This window comes from Vibrio sp. 10N.286.51.B11 (assembly GCF_041469245.1).
GTDB lineage: Bacteria > Pseudomonadota > Gammaproteobacteria > Enterobacterales > Vibrionaceae > Vibrio > Vibrio crassostreae_C.
Genome location: NZ_JBFRKI010000009.1, coordinates 145,940 through 163,307, shown reverse-complemented (window position 1 = coordinate 163,307; position 17,368 = coordinate 145,940). Strand labels below are relative to the sequence as shown.

The window sequence follows — 17,368 nt, the reverse complement described above, 5'->3', positions numbered from 1 at the left end:
AAACCTGTAGATTATACACGAACTCTAGGGTTATTTCAGAATCTTTATTCTAATAAAAAAAACCGCGCAAACGTTTGCTCTTCATATTCAAGCCCTGTTAGAATAGCGCCGTTTTCACATCCAACTTAAGTTCGAGGACTATCCCGTGAGTGGTAATACTTCTTCTCTAAGCTACAAAGACGCTGGTGTTGATATCGACGCAGGTAATGCACTAGTAGACCGTATCAAAGGTGCTGTTAAACGCACTCGTCGCCCTGAAGTAATGGGCGGTATTGGTGGCTTTGGCGCCCTATGTGAACTTCCAACGAAATACAAAGAGCCGGTACTTGTTTCAGGTACTGATGGTGTTGGTACTAAACTTCGCCTTGCTTTGGATCTGAAAAAACACGACACCATTGGTATCGACCTAGTGGCAATGTGTGTGAACGACTTAATCGTTCAAGGTGGTGAACCGCTATTCTTCCTAGACTACTACGCAACAGGTAAGCTAGATGTAGATACAGCAGCAGACGTTGTTTCTGGTATTGCTGAAGGCTGTGTTCAAGCTGGCTGTGCACTAATCGGTGGTGAAACTGCTGAAATGCCAGGCATGTACGAAGGCGACGACTACGATGTAGCTGGCTTCTGTGTTGGTGTTGTAGAAAAAGCGGACATCATTGACGGCACTAAAGTAGCAGCAGGCGACGCACTTATCGCTGTTGGCTCAAGTGGTCCACACTCAAACGGTTACTCTTTAATTCGTAAAGTCCTAGAAGTTTCTGGTGCTGATAAGAATGAAGAACTAGAAGGTCGCACTATCGGTGAGCACCTACTAGAACCAACTAAGATTTACATCAAATCAGCGCTTAAGATGATTGCAGAGCATGACATTCATGCTATCTCACACATCACAGGTGGTGGTTTCTGGGAAAACATCCCACGCGTACTTCCTGAAGGTACTAAAGCAGTCATTGATGGCAAGAGCTGGGAATGGCCTGCTATCTTCAACTGGCTACAAGAGAAAGGTAACGTGGAGACATTCGAAATGTACCGCACTTTCAACTGTGGTGTAGGCCTAGTTGTTGCTCTACCTAAAGATCAAGCAGACGCTGCTGTTGAACTACTGAAAGCTGAAGGCGAAAACGCTTGGGTTATCGGTGAGATCGCAAACGCTGAAGCTGGCGAAGAGCAAGTTGAAATTAAATAAGTGATACGCTCACTTACTTAGTTAATCAATGAGGACCTAATGGTCCTCATTTTGCTATTTAGCCCGCAGAAAACCTTAGTTTATGTAGGTACATTGTAAACAATTCAGTTAATCAATCGTATGACCCACTCTATGAAAAACAATCACTCAAATAAAACCAGTCACTCTAATAAAAACATCGTTGTGTTAGTTTCAGGAAGCGGAAGTAACTTACAGGCAATTTTGGATGCCTGTGATAACAATATGATTGATGCTTCAGTTAAGGCTGTCTTTTCAAACAAAGCAGAGGCTTTTGGATTAGAACGAGCGAAAACCGCAGGTGTTGGCGCACATTCAGTGAATCCAAAAGACTTTGGTTCACGTGAAGAGTTCGATCATGAATTGATGATTCAGATTGATGCATACCAACCCGATTTAATCGTACTTGCGGGATATATGCGTATCCTGAGTTCAGAGTTTGTTCGTCACTATGCGGGTAAAATGGTCAACATCCACCCTTCCCTGTTGCCTAAATACCCAGGCCTACACACCCACCAGCGTGCCATTGATGCACAAGACAAAGAGCACGGAACTAGTGTCCACTTTGTTACTGAAGAGCTTGATGGGGGTCCTGTGATCTTACAGGCTAAGGTACCGGTATTTGAAGATGATGATGCTGATATGCTGGCAAGCCGAGTGCTTACCCAAGAACACTGCATTTACCCTATGGTCTGTAAATGGTTCGCCGAAGATCGTTTATCAATGCTAAATGGGCAAGCTGTCTTAGACGGTAAGGCATTAGGTAAACACGGTTACGCAGAAGAGTAATTCTTCAGAAACTAAATCAAATCCAAAAAAAGGCCGCTCACTGATTCATTAGTTCAGTAAGCAGCCTTTTTTTTATAGGGTTCAAATAATACTATTCGAGACACTTAGCTCAGCTCAATGGTTCAGTTGGCGCTTGGCTTGCTACCTTCTTCGGCGCATAAGCGACATCTTCCAACGCTTTATGATTGTTGCCAATCAGCTCACCAAAATGAAACAGCGCATATTCGCCCGGCTTCATTCTAAACCACTGTTCATTGTCTGTTAGAGGCTGAGTTGCCACCACCGTAACCACATCATTAGGCGTAGTTTCTTCCTGGAAGTTAATCTCAACATCTTCATCAATCAGGCTCGCTTTACCAAAAGGTGCGCGCCTTGTTATCCAGTACAAATGGTTAGTACAGTAAGTCATCACGTACTCACCATCACTCAACAACATGTTGAAAACGCCTTTCTCTCGGAGCTGGTCACAACATTCCGCTACGAAGCGAAACATACCTTCCATATCTTGAGGTGGCTCAGGGAAACGCTCTTCAAGTTGTTTGAGTAGCCAACAGAAGGAGAGCTCACTGTCTGTCTCGCCAACCGGTCTGAAACGACCACTAATCAGATCGTCGTAATCCGTTAATTGACCATTGTGAGCAAAGGTCCAGTATCGCCCCCAAAGCTCACGAGTAAAAGGGTGTGTATTCTCTAGATTAACACCACCACGGTTCGCTTGACGGATATGACTGACAACGGCTTGGCTTTTAATTGGGTAGTTTTGAACCAACTCAGCGATCTTAGATTCACAGCTCGGGTTAGGATCTTTAAATGTACGAAAACCCTTTCCCTCATAGAAGGTAATACCCCAGCCATCGCGGTGCGGGCCAGTATTGCCTCCACGCTGCATAAGACCAGTAAAGCTAAAACAAATATCAGTTGGCACATTCGCGCTCATACCGAGCAATTCACACATGGTTTAATCTACTCCCTATTAAAACCAATGGAGCCAAAAAGCTGGGCTCCAAATGTCTGTAAAACTATTATTCCATCTCTTTTTCGACAAGCTGAATCACAATGTGGATGATCTTAATGTGAATCTCTTGGATGCGATCTGCGTAGCCAAAGTGTGGTACTCGGATTTCGATATCCGCACAACCCGCCATTTTACCGCCATCTTTACCCGTCAACGCAATAGTCTTCATGCCTTTCGCTTGAGCCGCTTCAATCGCTTTTAGAATATTGGCAGAGTTACCTGAAGTCGACAGACCGAACAACACATCACCTTTACGACCCACCGCTTCTACATAGCGAGAAAACACGTGGTCGTAGCCAAAATCATTACTCACGCAAGACAGGTGGCTTGGATCTGAAATCGCAATGCCAGCGTAACCTGGACGGTTTTCACGGTATCGGCCTGTAAGCTCTTCCGCGAAGTGCATTGCATCACAGTGTGAACCACCGTTGCCACAAGAAAGCACTTTGCCCTCTTGCTTGAATGAGTCAGCAATCAGTTTTGCCGCCGCTTCAATTTGAGCGATGTTATGGTCATCACTCAGGAACTTATTCAGAACGTCAGCAGCTTCGTTTAATTCACTTTTGATTAGGTCTTGGTACATAAGACTTATCTCTTATTTTTTTTGACGCAGCTTAAAGTGCGTGAAATGAGAACTGAGGGTTTTCCCCTCTTTATAGCTGAGTTTACCCACAAACATGAAATAGTGTCGACACTTAAGCCCAAAGATTGCCACCTTAATTAACTTGTCGTTGTAAATCCGTCCAAATATTCGCCACCAACCTCTCACAATTAGAACTTTAACTCTATTGAGATCACTTTTTACCCACCTTGGAGTTTTACAAATATTTAATATTTTGTTTACACTTGACTGGTTAGACCTCTTACCTAAAACTTAATAACAATAAGTGATCTCTGAAAAGGAAATCGATCATGAACATATTGCTCTCCCTACTCGGCATGACCGCCATCTTAGGCGTCTGTCTTTACCATAGAGTTAGTCTGGTACGTGCATTAGTTGTATTAACCGGCGCAATGGTAGCATTAACACTGCTTGGCGGCGTGGCTGTTACCGGCTGGCTTTGCTATCTATTAGCCGTTGCGATCTTTGCTGTACCGACCATTCGTCAGACACTGATCAGCCAAAAAGCACTCTCTTTATTTAAGAAAGTTCTACCGGCGATGTCTCAGACAGAAAAAGAAGCACTAGAAGCCGGCACAGTATGGTGGGAAGCAGAGCTGTTCAAAGGCAAACCTGAATGGAAGAAACTTCAGAACATTGCTGACCCGAAACTCTCTGAAGCTGAGCAAGCGTTTTTAGATGGTCCAGTAAATATCGTGTGTGAAATGGTCAATGATTACCAAGTCACTCATGAGCTTGCTGATTTGCCACCAGAAGTATGGCAATACCTGAAAGACCATAAATTCTTCGCCATGATCATCAAGAAAAAATACGGCGGCTTAGAGTTCTCAGCTTACGCTCAATCTTTGGTTCTACAGAAGCTAACAGGCGTTTCTAGTGTATTGTCATCGACGGTTGGCGTACCTAACTCATTAGGCCCTGGTGAGCTTTTACAACACTACGGTACAGAAGAACAAAGAAACCACTACCTGCCTCGCCTAGCGGAAGGTAAAGAGATCCCTTGTTTCGCACTAACTAGCCCAGAAGCTGGCTCAGACGCTGGCTCTATTCCAGATTACGGTGTGGTTTGTAAAGGCGACTGGCAAGGCGAAGAAGTACTCGGCATGCGCCTAACTTGGAACAAGCGTTACATCACTCTCGCGCCTGTCGCGACGGTATTAGGCTTAGCTTTTAAACTTCGTGACCCGGATGGCCTGCTTGGTGATCAAAAAGATCTTGGTATCACTTGTGCGCTTATCCCAACGGATTTAAAAGGCGTAGAGATTGGCAACCGCCACTTCCCACTAAACGTACCTTTCCAAAATGGCCCGACGCAAGGCGACGATATCTTCGTGCCTATCGATTTCATCATTGGCGGTCAGAAAATGGCCGGTCAAGGCTGGCGTATGCTGGTTGAGTGCCTGTCGGTTGGTCGTGGTATCACACTGCCTTCAAATTCAACTGGTGGCATCAAGTCTGCCGCGCTTGCAACTGGCGCTTACGCTCGTATCCGCCGTCAGTTCAAACAGCCTATTGGCCGCATGGAAGGGGTTGAAGAGCCACTTGCACGCCTTGCAGGTAACGCTTATGTAATGGACGCTGCAAGTAACCTAACCGTTGCGGGCATCGACCTTGGTGAAAAGCCTTCGGTTATCTCTGCAATCGTTAAGTACCACTGTACTCACCGTGGCCAGCGCAGCATCATTGATGCGATGGATATCGTCGGTGGTAAAGGCATTTGTTTAGGCCCATCGAACTTCCTAGCTCGTGGCTACCAAGGCTCGCCTATCGCGATTACGGTTGAAGGCGCAAACATCCTGACTCGTTCAATGATCATCTATGGTCAAGGTGCGATTCGCTGTCACCCTTACGTACTGAACGAAATGGAAGCGGCTTATTCTGAAAGCAGCGATGCGCTTGATAAGTTTGATTCAGCGTTAGCAGGGCACGTTAGCTTTACGATGAGCAACCTAGTCCGCAGCTTGTGGTTTGGTTTAACCGATGGTCGTGGTTCTGATGCGCCAACACCTTCAAATAAAACAGATAAACAGACACAGCGTTACTACCAACAGCTAAACCGCTACAGTGCAAACCTAGCGCTACTGTCTGATATTTCAATGGCAGTTCTAGGCGGATCACTGAAGCGTAGAGAACGTTTATCAGCAAGACTGGGTGATATCTTAAGTCAACTTTACCTCGGTTCAGCAACGTTGAAGCGCTTTGAAAGTGAAGGCAGCCACGCTGAAGATCTACCGTTAGTACATTGGGGGATGCAAGATAGCTTACGTCAGACTGAAGTGGCGATTGATGAGTTCTTAGCGAACTTCCCTAACCCTGTGATTGGTCGTCTGCTTCGTGTTGTGCTAATGCCATTTGGTCGTATCCGTCGTGCTCCAAACGACAAGCTCGATAGCAAAGTTGCGCACATTCTACAAACACCAAGCGAAACACGCTCTCGTATAGGTCGCGGCCAATACCTAGAAGCGACGGAATACAACCCAGTAGGTAAGATTGAAAAAGCGCTAGAAGTGATTCTTCAAGCTGAACCTCTGTTCGACAAAGTCTGCAAAGAGACACATCAAAAACGTGCCTTCTTACGACTTGATCTTGTTGCTCAGTTGGGACTTGAGAAAGGTATCTTAACGCAAGACGAAGCAAATCTTCTGATTAGCGCTGAGGAACATAGACTGTACACGATTAACGTGGATGACTTCTCACCAGAGGAGCTTGCAGCAAAATCTCAGTACCCAGACCAATCGATTGATAACGTCGCTTAAGGCCAGAAAAAGAAACAAAAACGGGACTCCTATGAGTCCCGTTTTTTTTGTTCATGACATCGTTGTCACAAATTTTAATGCTTTATCTAGCGGCTTATTCTCTCAAGACAATCTAATCATCTAAGCGAGTTACTTGGGCGCCTTGAGCTGCATCTCAGGTAACGCTTTTTTCTTCGCCTTGACCTTACGAACCACAAACCAAATCAATAAGCCCAATAGAATAGCGACCACATTACCCACCGCAATAATGATCATACTGCGCTGTCTGTCATCTTCACGTTTTTGAAGGATCATCAACTCTGTTGCGATACGCTTCTGTTCAGCAAGAGCTTCTTCTTGAAGACGTCGTGACTCTGCTAAGTCGATATCTTCAACAACGCTGTACGACTGCTCGGTAATTGGAAAAATCAGCGGGCGCTGACTTGAAGCATCAGTGGCATAAACCATCCCTGACCAATTATAAATTCCTAAATCGCCATTATAAGGCACCTCTAAAGCGACTTTCATTGCGTCGACTTCAGCTTGCCCCTGCTTGTACATCACATATTCATCAGGAGCCTTGTGCTCAACATGAACCGCTAACGAGCTCGGTGCGATCATCCCCTGTTCACCAGACACCACAATAGTATGAGGTAAACCCTCTTTTCGTGATTGAATGAAGGTGCTAGTGATCGGTGTTGGGTAAACCAAGACTTCTTGCTCTTGCGCTCGCAGGAACACGCCATTACCAGAGGTAATACGCGCTCGGTATTTACCGGGCTCGATATCAATTGGCAAAGAGACAGTGAACACACCATCTCCGGCCTTTTCATCAAGATCAGCGCCATCATCGGCAAACTCGCCCATCACAACCGGCACCGGGCGCGCTTCTCTCACCAAAGACTCTTCGTTTTCAACAAACTTAGTAAAGGTAACCTTAAGCTTCACGCGATCGAGAAAATCGCGCAGCACCAGCGGCTTGCCATCAGAAGTCAGTCGAGCGGTAAATTTGATGCGCTCTGTTTGATACAACTTATCTGGGAACTCATTAGCATCCAAAACAAGATGAGACAGCAGCTTGATATTGTTCTTAGGGGAAACTTTACCTATCGCTTGCCAAGGGCCGGGCATCGGATTGTCGATAGAGATAATGTCCATGGACGATTCTTCGTACCAACGGACATTATCAGCATTGCGCCAAGAGTAGTATTTCTTGCCATCAGGGCGAACCAAAACGACAGGTTTAGAGTTATCGGCTCGATAAATCACAAAGGTGACTTGTTCAATACTGGGATCAACTCTAAAACGGTTGTCCAATAAACTCATAACGGATTCTGTTGCTGCATGTAAGCCAAAACTTAACAGCAATAAGCAACCGGTAGCCAATACCCTTAACATACTTTCTCCCTACTGACGCCAGAGGCAGCTTCCGCTTTTCTCGACGAGATCTAAACGACTTTGATGCGCTTCTACTTCATCGGCCGTAGCTCGTAAAACCTTTAGGGATTTTCGACCACTTTCTACTCTTCGTATGCTTTCGGCTTCGCCTTCCTGTTGACCAGCGTTAAATTGCAGCGAAGTTTGACCACCCGTCATCAATAAGTAGACGTCGGCTAGGATCTCCGCATCGAGCAATGCGCCGTGGAGAGTACGGTGCGAGTTATCGATACCGTAACGGTCACATAAGATATCTAGGTTGTTTCTTTTACCTGGGAATATCTTCTTCGCCATTGCCAAGGTATCGGTAACTTTACAGTAGTCATCCGTTTTACCTATCGCTGGGTTGAGCTTCTCAAACTCATAGTCCATGAAGCCCGTATCGAAGGGCGCGTTATGAGCCACCAGCTCCGCACCTTTGATAAAGTCGAGAAACTCTTTATGAATGTCTTGGTATTCAGGCTTATCAATCAAGAATTCATCGGTAATACCGTGAACGCCAATCGCCTCTTCTTGAATCGCACGATCGGGCTTGATGTAGACGTGGAAATGACGCCCGGTCAGCCTACGGTTGATGATCTCTACTGCACCAATTTCAACGATGCGGTGACCCATATAGTGAGGGCCACCTTCTGTATTCATACCGGTGGTTTCGGTATCGAGTACAACAATGCGCTTATTTTCGTTCGAACTGTTTTTTTCGTTCGTGCTTTGTTCTGGAGTGCTACTGGTATTCATAAGGATAACTGTGTCAGACTATGCCGATAATGTGCTTGAGGTAATAGTATCAAATCATGACGAAACAAGTTGAAATTTTCACTGATGGTTCTTGTTTAGGCAACCCTGGTCCCGGCGGCTATGGCATCGTACTTCGCTACAAAAAAGTCGAGAAGACGCTAGCAGAAGGTTTCACGCTAACAACCAATAACCGTATGGAAATGCTCGCCGCTGTCGTGGCTCTGCAAACCCTCAAAGAACCTTGCTCTGTGATTCTGACCACAGATAGCCAATACGTGCGTCAAGGCATCACACAGTGGATTCATAACTGGAAAAAGCGTGACTGGAAAACAGCCGACAAGAAACCGGTTAAAAATGCCGATCTGTGGCAAAGGCTCGATAAAGAAACCGCTCGCCATAACGTTGATTGGCGCTGGGTAAAAGGACACGCCGGACACAGAGAAAACGAAATGTGTGATGATTTAGCGCGAAATGCAGCGGAGAATCCGACTCTAGAAGATACGGGCTATCAACCAAGCTAATCGTCTTTTTAATTAGACGCACATTTCAGAAAGCGATTTATAATTTCTTAAACTAATTGACAATTTCTCAATCGAATTGATAGATGAAAAGCCGACAACTAATCGGCTTTTTCTGTTTTTAGCGGATATGACGCTTTGGCTGAATCCATTGTACGGCGCGTATTGGTTCTAAAACTTGCCCCAACAGGCGAGAAACGTCGCTTAAGGTGCCAATGTGGTTTGATGGGTTTTAGCGGGTAAGTACGCTTACGAGCAACAATAAAGTATTGGCTTCCGGCGAAGGATGCACAACCACCTAAGCTGTTCTCCAACCACGTCCACATCGCTTGATACTTACTCATCGGAAACAGCGCGTAGGTGTCACAATGAATTACTTCATAGTTAAGTACACCTAACCAGTCTTTAATTCGACTTGGCGTGTACATACGCCCACTCCAAGGCAAGCTGTTCTTTCGCCAAGGCATCAAACTGGCAAGCCCAGTGACACTGATTGGGTTGAAGCCCGTGATAATGATATAGCCATCGTCCATCATCACTCGATCGACTTCTCTCAATAAGCGATGCGGGTCATTGCTATAATCTAGCTGATGACTCAGTACTACAACATCAAAGCTTTTCTCCAAAAAGGGTAAATTATAGCCATCCGCTATCACATTATGTAATGGGTTCTGGATATCTAGGTTTACTTGATGTTGAATGTTGCATGTGCAGCTAGAAATCTCACTACTGAGGCCACCGAGCTTGAGCATATGGTAACCAAATAGCTTTGGGCACCACTCATCGAGTCGAGTTTGAATAGATTCTCTCAACCAGTCCCCATTGTGCAATTGCGCCCAAGTGTAAGGACGTTCAAACTTCTTTCTGCTACGTGCTGGCTTCATCAATAATCTGTCTCACTTATTCTGTCGCACTAATAGTGACTGGAGAACCAATAATGTTACATATCAAAAGCATACCTGCATTTAACGACAATTACATCTGGCTGATTCAAAATAGCGATCGCCGTTGTGCTGTCGTCGACCCTGGTGATGCGGCTCCAGTATTAGAGTACTTGGCACACCATGAGCTAACTTTAGATGCAATCTTGATTACACACCACCACCACGATCACATTGGTGGTGTTCCAGAACTCGTTAGACAATTTCCCGGCGTGGATGTTGTCGGTCCAAGGAATGAACCTATCCCTACCTTAACTCATCCGGTCGATGATGGTGATCAATTAGAACTGTTTGGCGAAGTATTCCTCGTCCTAGGGCTCAGTGGCCATACTGCGGGTCATATTGGTTATGTGGGCGATGCCAAACTGTTTTGTGGTGATGTGTTGTTCTCTGCGGGCTGTGGCCGAATCATGGAAGGCACACCACAACAGATGTTCGATGCACTGAATAAGATCACGGCTCTGCCTCAAGAAACCGAAGTTTATTGTGCACATGAGTACACTGCAGCCAATATCGCTTTCGCATTAGCCGTAGAGCCTGATAACCAACATTTGCAGCAATATCGCGACCAAGTGAACCGACTTCGCGCTCAAAATAAGTCGACCATCCCCACAAATTTGAGACAAGAGAAGTTTGTGAACCCCTTCCTGCGCTATACCGAGCCAAGTGTAGTGAAATCAGTGTCTAATCGCACCGAGCAGACCGATCCTTTATCGGTATTCACCGCTTTACGTGCGTGGAAGAACGAATTTTAACAAATACAGACTTGTCACTCATAGGGGGTGGCAAGTATTATCATCGGCCGTTAATTAAAAAGGCTGTAACATGCGAGTTAAGTACAGCTGGGCTTTGGTATTACTACTTTCTGGTTGCCAATTAACTCAGTCAGAGAATCCAGACCAAGCTTCCGAGCAAACCAACACATCTCCTACTAAAGAAGTTTCTCAAGCGAACGTTTCATCAGAAGCAACAGCCAAAGAAGATCAAAAAGTTGAAGCACCTGTCGTTACTCCACAAACACAAGAAGATGTTTGGAAACGCATTGCGATGCAACTTGAAATGGAAGTGCCAGACCAAAAGAAGGTCGACTACTACCGAACTTGGTATCTCAAGCACCCGAGTCATCTAAAAACAGTATCAAAGCGTGCTGAACCTTTCTTGTATCTGATCACGACTAAGATTGAAGAAAAAGGCTTACCACTAGAATTGGCACTACTACCCGTTGTAGAAAGCTCTTTCGATGCGTTTGCCTACTCTCATGGCAGTGCTGCTGGTCTATGGCAATTCATTTCAGGCACTGGCAAAGACTACGGGCTTGAACAGAACTTTTGGTATGACGGCCGCCGCGATGTTGCCGCCTCTACCGACGCCGCATTGGACTTCCTCTCAGATCTTAACCGACGTTTCGATGGCGACTGGAATCATGCGATTGCTGCCTATAACAGTGGTGGTGGTCGAGTAAACAGCGCAATCCGCAAGAACAAGAAGCTTGGCAAGCCAATCGACTTTTTCTCTTTGGACTTACCAAAAGAGACCAGCAGCTATGTACCTAAACTGCTTGCTCTAGCAGATGTCATTGCCAACCAAGAAAAGTATGGCATCGATATTCCGGCGATCCCGAATAAGCCAGTGCTGACTCTGGTTAACCCTGAAGAACAGCTTGATTTAGCCATTGCTGCGAACTACGCAGGCATTCCTGTCAAAGAACTTCAAGGTTACAACCCGGCTTACAACCAATGGGCAACGGCACCAGAGAAACACCAACAACTATTACTTCCTTTAGATTCAGTTGAGAAATTCAACAAAGAAGTCGCTGCCAATAAAGGCAAAGGCATGAAGTTGGTGCGTTACAAGGTTCAATCTGGTGACAGCATTAGCGTACTGGCAAGCAAATATAACACCACCAGCAAAGTGATCCGCTCTGCAAACGGTTTGAGCAACAACAATATTCGTATTGGCCAGCACTTACTTATCCCAACATCCACCAAAGACGACAAGACATACGCCCTAAGCGCCTCAAACCGCCTAGCAAGCACACAGTCGAAGAGTCGTGGTCAATATAAGCTCAGCCATACTGTAAGAAGTGGTGACAGCCTATGGACGATTGCACGCGCAAATAAGGTCTCTCATCAATCACTGGCTAAGTGGAATGGCATGGGACCACGCGACACGCTTAGAGTTGGTCAAGAACTGGTCATTTGGAAGAACGGCTCAGACGGCGCCATCATCCGTACGATCTTTTATAACGTAAGATCAGGTGACACAGTCAGCGGTATTGCATCAAAGTTCAAAGTAAAAAGTACAGATGTTGTAAAATGGAACACTTTGCAGAACAAAAAATACCTACAGCCAGGACAAAAACTGAAGCTGTATGTTGATGTAACTAAGGTAAGTGTATGAACCCGTCAAGTAACCCACTCGTCATGCTGTTGGATATATTCCGTTCGCCAACAGCTTGTTTCTTAGCGCTTTATCAACGAAGTGCTTGGGGATGGCAACCCTACGTCGTATTAATGCTCAGCCCATTTTTGTTTTGGGGTGCTTATTTTTCGAATGTAGATTTTGCATGGTTAAGTGCAGAGCTCTCGCAGCAACTGGCTCAAACGAACCCTGACCAATTGGCGTTACTTGACAGCAATACCTTACTCGCAAGTGAAATCATCAGCGACGTATTTGGCCGAACATTAACCATCGTTCTATTGGCATTCTGGTTTAACCTAGCAACCAAGCCAAGCCAACATCAGCACAGCTTTTGGCGATGGTTTGCAGCGGCATCGGTTGTTATATTCCCAGCTGTTTTAGGTGATGTAGCAAGCTACGCAAGCCTGATACTCAAGCATGGACATGTGATGAACTACGCTGCCGACTTGAACAGCTTAAATGGCTTGATCAAGTTACCGCTAACTAATGATTGGTCACAGTTTGCTAGCTCATTACCACTGCTTCTGCCATGGTACATCGTGCTAGGTTATGCTGCGGTATTAACGTGGACTGAGTTTGAACGCGGGCAAGCGCTTGTGATTTCAGGCTTACCATGGGTTGGCTACTACCTAATCTGGGCGCTCTACATTTTAATCTTTTAAGTAGAAGAGATAAGGCTAGCGAAGACTCTCTAGCCTATTGTTCCGTTAGATTTCCCAAGGTAACCACCGTGCGAATGGTTAAGTTCCAATGACTAATAGCTAATCACTATTTAGCCTTAAAGGTCACTCGCATAGGGTTATGATCAGAAGCGTCCGTAATGGGCGCTTTTGCTTTTTCTACCTCTAGCCCTCGATAGAACACATGGTCGAGCACCAGTCCTGTAATGAACTGAGTTCTGTTATCTGGCTCAAAGGCAACTTCCGTCAAACCAACCTTCTCCAACGCATCTTTCAATACAGCAAAGCGAGCTTCACTCCAGCTATTAAAGTCCCCAGCAAAAATAACCGGCCCACGATACTTTTGCAGATTGTCAGTTAAGCTCTTGAGCTGAGCCTCGTAATCTTCCGTACCAAAGGTAAAGTTCACAGCGTGGATATTAATCACAGCCAGCTCTTCGCCATTGTTTAGTTGGTAACGCGACCAAAGCGCCGATTTAGGCAGTTGAAGCCAAGGTTCTTCATGAGTATAAGCACACGCTTCAATCGGTAAATGGGTTGCTAGGTTGAGTACCCCAGCACTTTGCTCAAAGGCCTCAAACGCATTAACACGTGTGCTTCCCCACTGTCCGCTCATTACCCATTGGCGAAGTCCTTCTGTCATACTAGCTTCTTGCAGCAAGACTAAATCGCTACCTGCCGACAGCTTATTTAACTCACTCTGCCAATTATTTCGGTTTTGCTTGTAGATATTCCACACCGTAATGTCTAAGCCATCAGACACATCAATCGCTTTCGGTGCAGAGTTTTGGTAGCAACTGTAGATGTCGTTACTGGTACTTTGAGAGGAAATGATCAGGTTGGGTTTATTCGGGATCACGAAGATAAAATGAAAACTAACGACAGCAAGCGTTATCAATAACGTGATAACAATGATGGTTTTCTTAAACATACAGCACCCTACCAGAGATGAAAAAGGAGCGATAAACGCTCCTTTTAGGGTAATAGTTTTTTTATACGGCGTCTTCGTCTTCTTCGCCAGTACGAATACGTACCACACGTTCAACTTCAGTAATGAAGATCTTACCGTCACCAATTTTACCTGTTTGAGCCGTCTCAATGATGGTATCAACACATTGGTCAGCCACTTCGTCGGTCACAACGATTTCTAGTTTCACTTTAGGTAAAAAGTCGACCATGTACTCTGCGCCGCGGTATAGCTCAGTATGACCTTTTTGACGTCCAAAGCCTTTAACTTCAGATACTGTCATACCCGTAATACCCACTTCTGCAAGTGCTTCACGTACATCATCAAGTTTGAATGGCTTGATAATGGCTTCAATCTTTTTCATGTTCATCCCTTAAACTGTGCGAATGGCTCATTATCGGTTAGCTATAGTAAACATTCAATGAAAAAAGCCAGAGCTTTAAAGCTCTGGCTCGAAATTTATCATCTTGTTTAATCAGCGCTTTGAGAAGGTTTTACTTAAGGCTTGCGTAGTAAGCGGCTAGATTCGCGATGTCTTCATCACTCAGCATTGAAGCTTGAGCCTGCATTACAGCGGCCAAACCGCCGGTGCGCTGGCCATTCTTATAGGCCTTAATTGATGAAGCGATGTATTGCTCGTTTTGACCTTTAAGGTTTGGATAGCCAGGGATCACTGCGATACCGTCTGCACCATGACATGCCGCACAGATTGCTGCTTTAGCTTGACCCGCAGCAACATCAGCCGCCAGAGCGTTACCACTCAATAGTCCAAATCCAAGAACTAATCCTAGTGTAATTTTCTTCATTGCATATTCCATTAATTATTTTTATTAAAGTGACGGTGAATTGTGACATAAACTTTTTCTACTTGCTCCAAAGCGCTTCACAATCTTGACCTTCGTAGTTTTTATCTACGAATAAGCCTAAAACAGCGATCACTCGATCGCCATCCATTAATATCGGCGTTCTGCGTCTTAACCAACTGGGTACTTGGTACTCTTGAAACAACTTCTTAAGCTTCCTGCTATGACCGCGCCCAACAGGGTGTGCTGACAATCCCTCAGGGTTAAATATCACTCGCAGTGTTCCTCTCGTTGTGTTGAGACTAAAATGTTGCGCATCACAGTGGTTAGATACACCATCACTCGCCGCTGAAGTTAAGTGTAGTTCCCCTAAACCGTCAGGCAAAACTAAGCTCTCTTCCATCGAGATATCACTTTGCCAGTTCGACAAGTCTTTGGTCTCTTTGACGACATAGAGCTGATGATTAAAACGTCTAACCTCAACCTCATTCAACACCAGCTTAGGGTTGGCGTCTGCCTGAGCACATGCCACCTCATCCCATATAAGTTTGAGCTGCTTTTGGCTCGGCATCGGTTGATTACAGCGGCTCAGCCACATTCTTAATAAGCGTGCACGCAGTAAATCAGAGTGCTGAGATAATACCTCAATACTTAAGCTGTGCTTCTCAGTCAAAGCTTGTTGTAAGTGAGATTCTAACAACTCATCCAACAGTAACTCTTGCTCTGCACATAGCTGAGCACTACGACTGACCGATTCTCGAAAACTAGGCCAACGCTCGGTCAGTGTCGGAGTGACTTGATGACGAATAAAATTACGGTCAAAGCGAACGTCTTGATTACTCTCATCTTCTATCCAAGTTAAAGCCATATCGCGCGCCGCCCCTTCAATATCCGTTCTCGTCACCGACAGCAGTGGGCGAACGATATGAGCACCTGAAAATGGCATCACTTTCGCCATTGAAGAGAGCCCTTTCGGACCACTGCCACGCTTAAGAGCTAACAAGAAGGTCTCGACTTGGTCATCGATGTGCTGGCCTGTCACTAACACATCACCTTGTCTAATATGCTTTTTAAGGGCTTGGTATCGCGCGTCTCGAGCCAGCTTTTCAACGCTTTCTCCACGGCTAATATCTAGCGAGACTCGTTCAATGAACAAGGATACCGACACAGCATCACACCATGTTTTGCACTGCTCTGCCCAATAATCAGCATTGTTGCTTAAGCCGTGGTGAACATGTACCGCACAGCAATCGATGTGATGGGACTTAGCGAATTGGGCAGCCAACTCCAACAACACTCGTGAATCGACACCACCACTGAAAGCGACGATCAACCGACAAGGCTTAAGCGCGCTTTGATCAAGTACAGATGTGAAGGTATCAATTAAGTGTGTCATGAGGCTAATAAACCAAGAGATCGTGTGTTAAGGGATAATGTTTTAATAATAAAAAAGGGTTGGCACTGAGTCCAACCCTTTCATCATTTGTTCGTATAGCTAGCCTTATCGCTAAGGCAAGTTATCAGCAGTAGCCGTAGCTCATTAGACGCTGGTAACGACGCTCAAGCAGCGTTTCGTTATCAAACTGCTCTAGCTCTTCTAGCTGTTTAACTAACATGTCTTTCATGTTTTGAGCGGTTTGTGCAGGGTCGCGGTGCGCGCCACCTAGAGGCTCAGGAATGATTTCGTCGATAAGCTCAAGCTCTTTAAGACGAGGAGCAATCAGGCCCATCGCTTCAGCTGCTTGTGGTGCTTTATCTGAATCGCGCCATAAGATTGAAGCACAACCTTCTGGAGAGATTACTGAGTACGTAGAGTACTGAAGCATGTTCACGTAGTCACCAACACCAATCGCTAGTGCACCACCAGAACCGCCTTCACCCACAACGTTACAGATAACAGGAACTGAAAGGCCAGCCATCACTTTTAGGTTTTTAGCGATAGCTTCAGATTGACCACGCTCTTCAGCACCAACACCTGGGTATGCGCCCGCTGTGTCGATGAAAGTAATAATAGGCATGTTGAAACGCTCAGCAGTTTCCATTAGACGTAGCGCCTTACGGTAACCTTCTGGCTTTGGCATACCAAAGTTACGGATCACTTTCTCTTTAGTCTCACGACCTTTCTGGTGACCAATAACCATAACAGGACGGCCATTTAGACGAGCCATACCACCCACAATAGCTTTGTCGTCAGCGTAAGCGCGATCGCCCGCCATCTCTTCAAACTCTGTGAATGCATGCTCCAGGTAATCTTTGGTGTAAGGACGTTGAGGGTGACGAGCAAGTTGAGCTACCTGCCATGCACCTAAGTCACTAAAGATTTTCTGTTTAAGCTCTAAGCTTTTTTTCTCTAGTTGTTCGATTTCTTTGTCTAGATCTACCGCTGTGTCACCACCGTGACGCGAAACGTCACGTAGCGCTTCGATTTTTGCTTCAAGTTCAGCGATAGGCTTTTCAAATTCTAGAAAGTTCAGGCTCATCTATGAATCCTTGTTGAT

The 17,368-nt window shown here is 45.5% G+C and carries 17 protein-coding genes; 7 read left to right on the top strand and 10 right to left on the bottom strand.

The features are described from left to right. Window positions 1-145 precede the first annotated feature (145 nt). The gene (gene purM / locus AB4154_RS05815) at window positions 146-1,186 is read left to right on the top strand and encodes a phosphoribosylformylglycinamidine cyclo-ligase (protein ID WP_017071054.1); all 1,041 of its coding nucleotides are present in this window, start codon (window positions 146-148) and stop codon (window positions 1,184-1,186) included. A 132-nt stretch (window positions 1,187-1,318) separates the two neighbouring features. Beyond that, window positions 1,319-1,993: a phosphoribosylglycinamide formyltransferase gene (purN, locus tag AB4154_RS05810; RefSeq protein WP_372122443.1), complete on the top strand. Its 675-nt coding sequence runs from the start codon at window positions 1,319-1,321 to the stop codon at window positions 1,991-1,993. 109 nt (window positions 1,994-2,102) lie between these two features. Here purN and AB4154_RS05805 read toward each other — a convergent pair whose 3' ends face one another. Together AB4154_RS05805 and lpcA are read right to left on the bottom strand one after the other, a co-directional pair. After that, window positions 2,103-2,948: a class II glutamine amidotransferase gene (locus AB4154_RS05805; RefSeq protein WP_136973718.1), complete on the bottom strand. Its 846-nt coding sequence runs from the start codon at window positions 2,946-2,948 to the stop codon at window positions 2,103-2,105. Window positions 2,949-3,015: 67 nt separating this feature from the next. Beyond that, the gene (gene lpcA, locus AB4154_RS05800) at window positions 3,016-3,591 is read right to left on the bottom strand and encodes a D-sedoheptulose 7-phosphate isomerase (protein WP_017063379.1); all 576 of its coding nucleotides are present in this window, start codon (window positions 3,589-3,591) and stop codon (window positions 3,016-3,018) included. 329 nt (window positions 3,592-3,920) lie between these two features. On the opposite strand from lpcA, the gene fadE reads away from it, so the two are divergent. Continuing rightward, the gene (fadE, locus tag AB4154_RS05795) at window positions 3,921-6,386 is read left to right on the top strand and encodes an acyl-CoA dehydrogenase FadE (RefSeq protein ID WP_029235127.1); all 2,466 of its coding nucleotides are present in this window, start codon (window positions 3,921-3,923) and stop codon (window positions 6,384-6,386) included. A 129-nt stretch (window positions 6,387-6,515) separates the two neighbouring features. Here fadE and AB4154_RS05790 read toward each other — a convergent pair whose 3' ends face one another. Both AB4154_RS05790 and dnaQ read right to left on the bottom strand, forming a co-directional pair. Beyond that, a complete protein-coding gene (locus tag AB4154_RS05790; protein WP_017069371.1) occupies window positions 6,516-7,763 on the bottom strand; it encodes a TIGR03503 family protein in 1,248 nt (415 codons plus the stop codon). A 9-nt stretch (window positions 7,764-7,772) separates the two neighbouring features. After that, window positions 7,773-8,540: a DNA polymerase III subunit epsilon gene (dnaQ, locus tag AB4154_RS05785; protein WP_017060722.1), complete on the bottom strand. Its 768-nt coding sequence runs from the start codon at window positions 8,538-8,540 to the stop codon at window positions 7,773-7,775. A gap of 56 nt (window positions 8,541-8,596) precedes the next feature. Here dnaQ and rnhA point away from each other — a divergent pair, with 56 nt between their 5' ends. Further along, window positions 8,597-9,061 carry a ribonuclease HI gene (rnhA, locus tag AB4154_RS05780; RefSeq protein ID WP_017063376.1) on the top strand — a complete coding sequence of 155 codons (465 nt, stop codon included), beginning with the start codon at window positions 8,597-8,599 and terminating at the stop codon, window positions 9,059-9,061. A 98-nt stretch (window positions 9,062-9,159) separates the two neighbouring features. Here the strand turns inward: rnhA and AB4154_RS05775 are convergent, their stop codons facing one another. Then, a complete protein-coding gene (locus AB4154_RS05775; RefSeq protein ID WP_017060724.1) occupies window positions 9,160-9,942 on the bottom strand; it encodes a class I SAM-dependent methyltransferase in 783 nt (260 codons plus the stop codon). A 53-nt stretch (window positions 9,943-9,995) separates the two neighbouring features. Between AB4154_RS05775 and gloB the strand changes: the two genes are divergently transcribed. From gloB to AB4154_RS05760, 3 genes are all read left to right on the top strand, one after another. Next, window positions 9,996-10,754 carry a hydroxyacylglutathione hydrolase gene (gloB, locus tag AB4154_RS05770; RefSeq protein ID WP_017060725.1) on the top strand — a complete coding sequence of 253 codons (759 nt, stop codon included), beginning with the start codon at window positions 9,996-9,998 and terminating at the stop codon, window positions 10,752-10,754. Between the two features lie 70 nt (window positions 10,755-10,824). Continuing rightward, window positions 10,825-12,399, top strand: a complete 1,575-nt coding sequence (locus AB4154_RS05765) for a LysM peptidoglycan-binding domain-containing protein (protein ID WP_017063374.1) — start codon at window positions 10,825-10,827, stop codon at window positions 12,397-12,399. Then, entirely contained in the window at window positions 12,396-13,082 is a 687-nt protein-coding gene (locus AB4154_RS05760; protein ID WP_017060727.1) for a YIP1 family protein, read from the top strand. The genes AB4154_RS05765 and AB4154_RS05760 overlap by 4 nt, the downstream gene beginning before the upstream one ends. A gap of 106 nt (window positions 13,083-13,188) precedes the next feature. On the opposite strand, the gene AB4154_RS05755 is transcribed toward AB4154_RS05760, so the two are convergent. The 5 genes from AB4154_RS05755 to accA form a co-directional block, all read right to left on the bottom strand. Beyond that, on the bottom strand, window positions 13,189-14,031 hold the full coding sequence (locus AB4154_RS05755) for an endonuclease/exonuclease/phosphatase family protein (protein ID WP_017060728.1): 843 nt from the start codon (window positions 14,029-14,031) through the stop codon (window positions 13,189-13,191). Window positions 14,032-14,092: 61 nt separating this feature from the next. Then, window positions 14,093-14,431, bottom strand: a complete 339-nt coding sequence (gene glnB, locus AB4154_RS05750) for a nitrogen regulatory protein P-II (protein WP_017063373.1) — start codon at window positions 14,429-14,431, stop codon at window positions 14,093-14,095. 130 nt (window positions 14,432-14,561) lie between these two features. Next, a complete protein-coding gene (locus AB4154_RS05745) occupies window positions 14,562-14,885 on the bottom strand; it encodes a cytochrome c (RefSeq protein WP_170791809.1) in 324 nt (107 codons plus the stop codon). A gap of 46 nt (window positions 14,886-14,931) precedes the next feature. Continuing rightward, window positions 14,932-16,266, bottom strand: coding sequence for a tRNA lysidine(34) synthetase TilS (gene tilS, locus AB4154_RS05740; protein ID WP_372098325.1), 1,335 nt, complete (start codon window positions 16,264-16,266; stop codon window positions 14,932-14,934). 124 nt (window positions 16,267-16,390) lie between these two features. Next, on the bottom strand, window positions 16,391-17,350 hold the full coding sequence (gene accA, locus AB4154_RS05735) for an acetyl-CoA carboxylase carboxyl transferase subunit alpha (RefSeq protein WP_017060731.1): 960 nt from the start codon (window positions 17,348-17,350) through the stop codon (window positions 16,391-16,393). Between the last annotated feature and the right edge of the window lie 18 nt (window positions 17,351-17,368).

What these genes read in the sequence shown, in the direction of transcription:
- purN (WP_372122443.1), top strand. Translation starts at nt 1,319, where the DNA reads ATGAAAAACAATCACTCAAATAAAACCAGTCACTCTAATAAAAACATC.
- AB4154_RS05805 (WP_136973718.1), bottom strand. Translation starts at nt 2,948, where the DNA reads ATGTGTGAATTGCTCGGTATGAGCGCGAATGTGCCAACTGATATTTGT.
- lpcA (WP_017063379.1), bottom strand. Translation starts at nt 3,591, where the DNA reads ATGTACCAAGACCTAATCAAAAGTGAATTAAACGAAGCTGCTGACGTT.
- fadE (WP_029235127.1), top strand. Translation starts at nt 3,921, where the DNA reads ATGAACATATTGCTCTCCCTACTCGGCATGACCGCCATCTTAGGCGTC.
- AB4154_RS05790 (WP_017069371.1), bottom strand. Translation starts at nt 7,763, where the DNA reads ATGTTAAGGGTATTGGCTACCGGTTGCTTATTGCTGTTAAGTTTTGGC.
- dnaQ (WP_017060722.1), bottom strand. Translation starts at nt 8,540, where the DNA reads ATGAATACCAGTAGCACTCCAGAACAAAGCACGAACGAAAAAAACAGT.
- rnhA (WP_017063376.1), top strand. Translation starts at nt 8,597, where the DNA reads ATGACGAAACAAGTTGAAATTTTCACTGATGGTTCTTGTTTAGGCAAC.
- AB4154_RS05775 (WP_017060724.1), bottom strand. Translation starts at nt 9,942, where the DNA reads ATGAAGCCAGCACGTAGCAGAAAGAAGTTTGAACGTCCTTACACTTGG.
- gloB (WP_017060725.1), top strand. Translation starts at nt 9,996, where the DNA reads ATGTTACATATCAAAAGCATACCTGCATTTAACGACAATTACATCTGG.
- AB4154_RS05765 (WP_017063374.1), top strand. Translation starts at nt 10,825, where the DNA reads ATGCGAGTTAAGTACAGCTGGGCTTTGGTATTACTACTTTCTGGTTGC.
- AB4154_RS05760 (WP_017060727.1), top strand. Translation starts at nt 12,396, where the DNA reads ATGAACCCGTCAAGTAACCCACTCGTCATGCTGTTGGATATATTCCGT.
- AB4154_RS05755 (WP_017060728.1), bottom strand. Translation starts at nt 14,031, where the DNA reads ATGTTTAAGAAAACCATCATTGTTATCACGTTATTGATAACGCTTGCT.
- glnB (WP_017063373.1), bottom strand. Translation starts at nt 14,431, where the DNA reads ATGAAAAAGATTGAAGCCATTATCAAGCCATTCAAACTTGATGATGTA.
- AB4154_RS05745 (WP_170791809.1), bottom strand. Translation starts at nt 14,885, where the DNA reads ATGGAATATGCAATGAAGAAAATTACACTAGGATTAGTTCTTGGATTT.
- tilS (WP_372098325.1), bottom strand. Translation starts at nt 16,266, where the DNA reads ATGACACACTTAATTGATACCTTCACATCTGTACTTGATCAAAGCGCG.
- accA (WP_017060731.1), bottom strand. Translation starts at nt 17,350, where the DNA reads ATGAGCCTGAACTTTCTAGAATTTGAAAAGCCTATCGCTGAACTTGAA.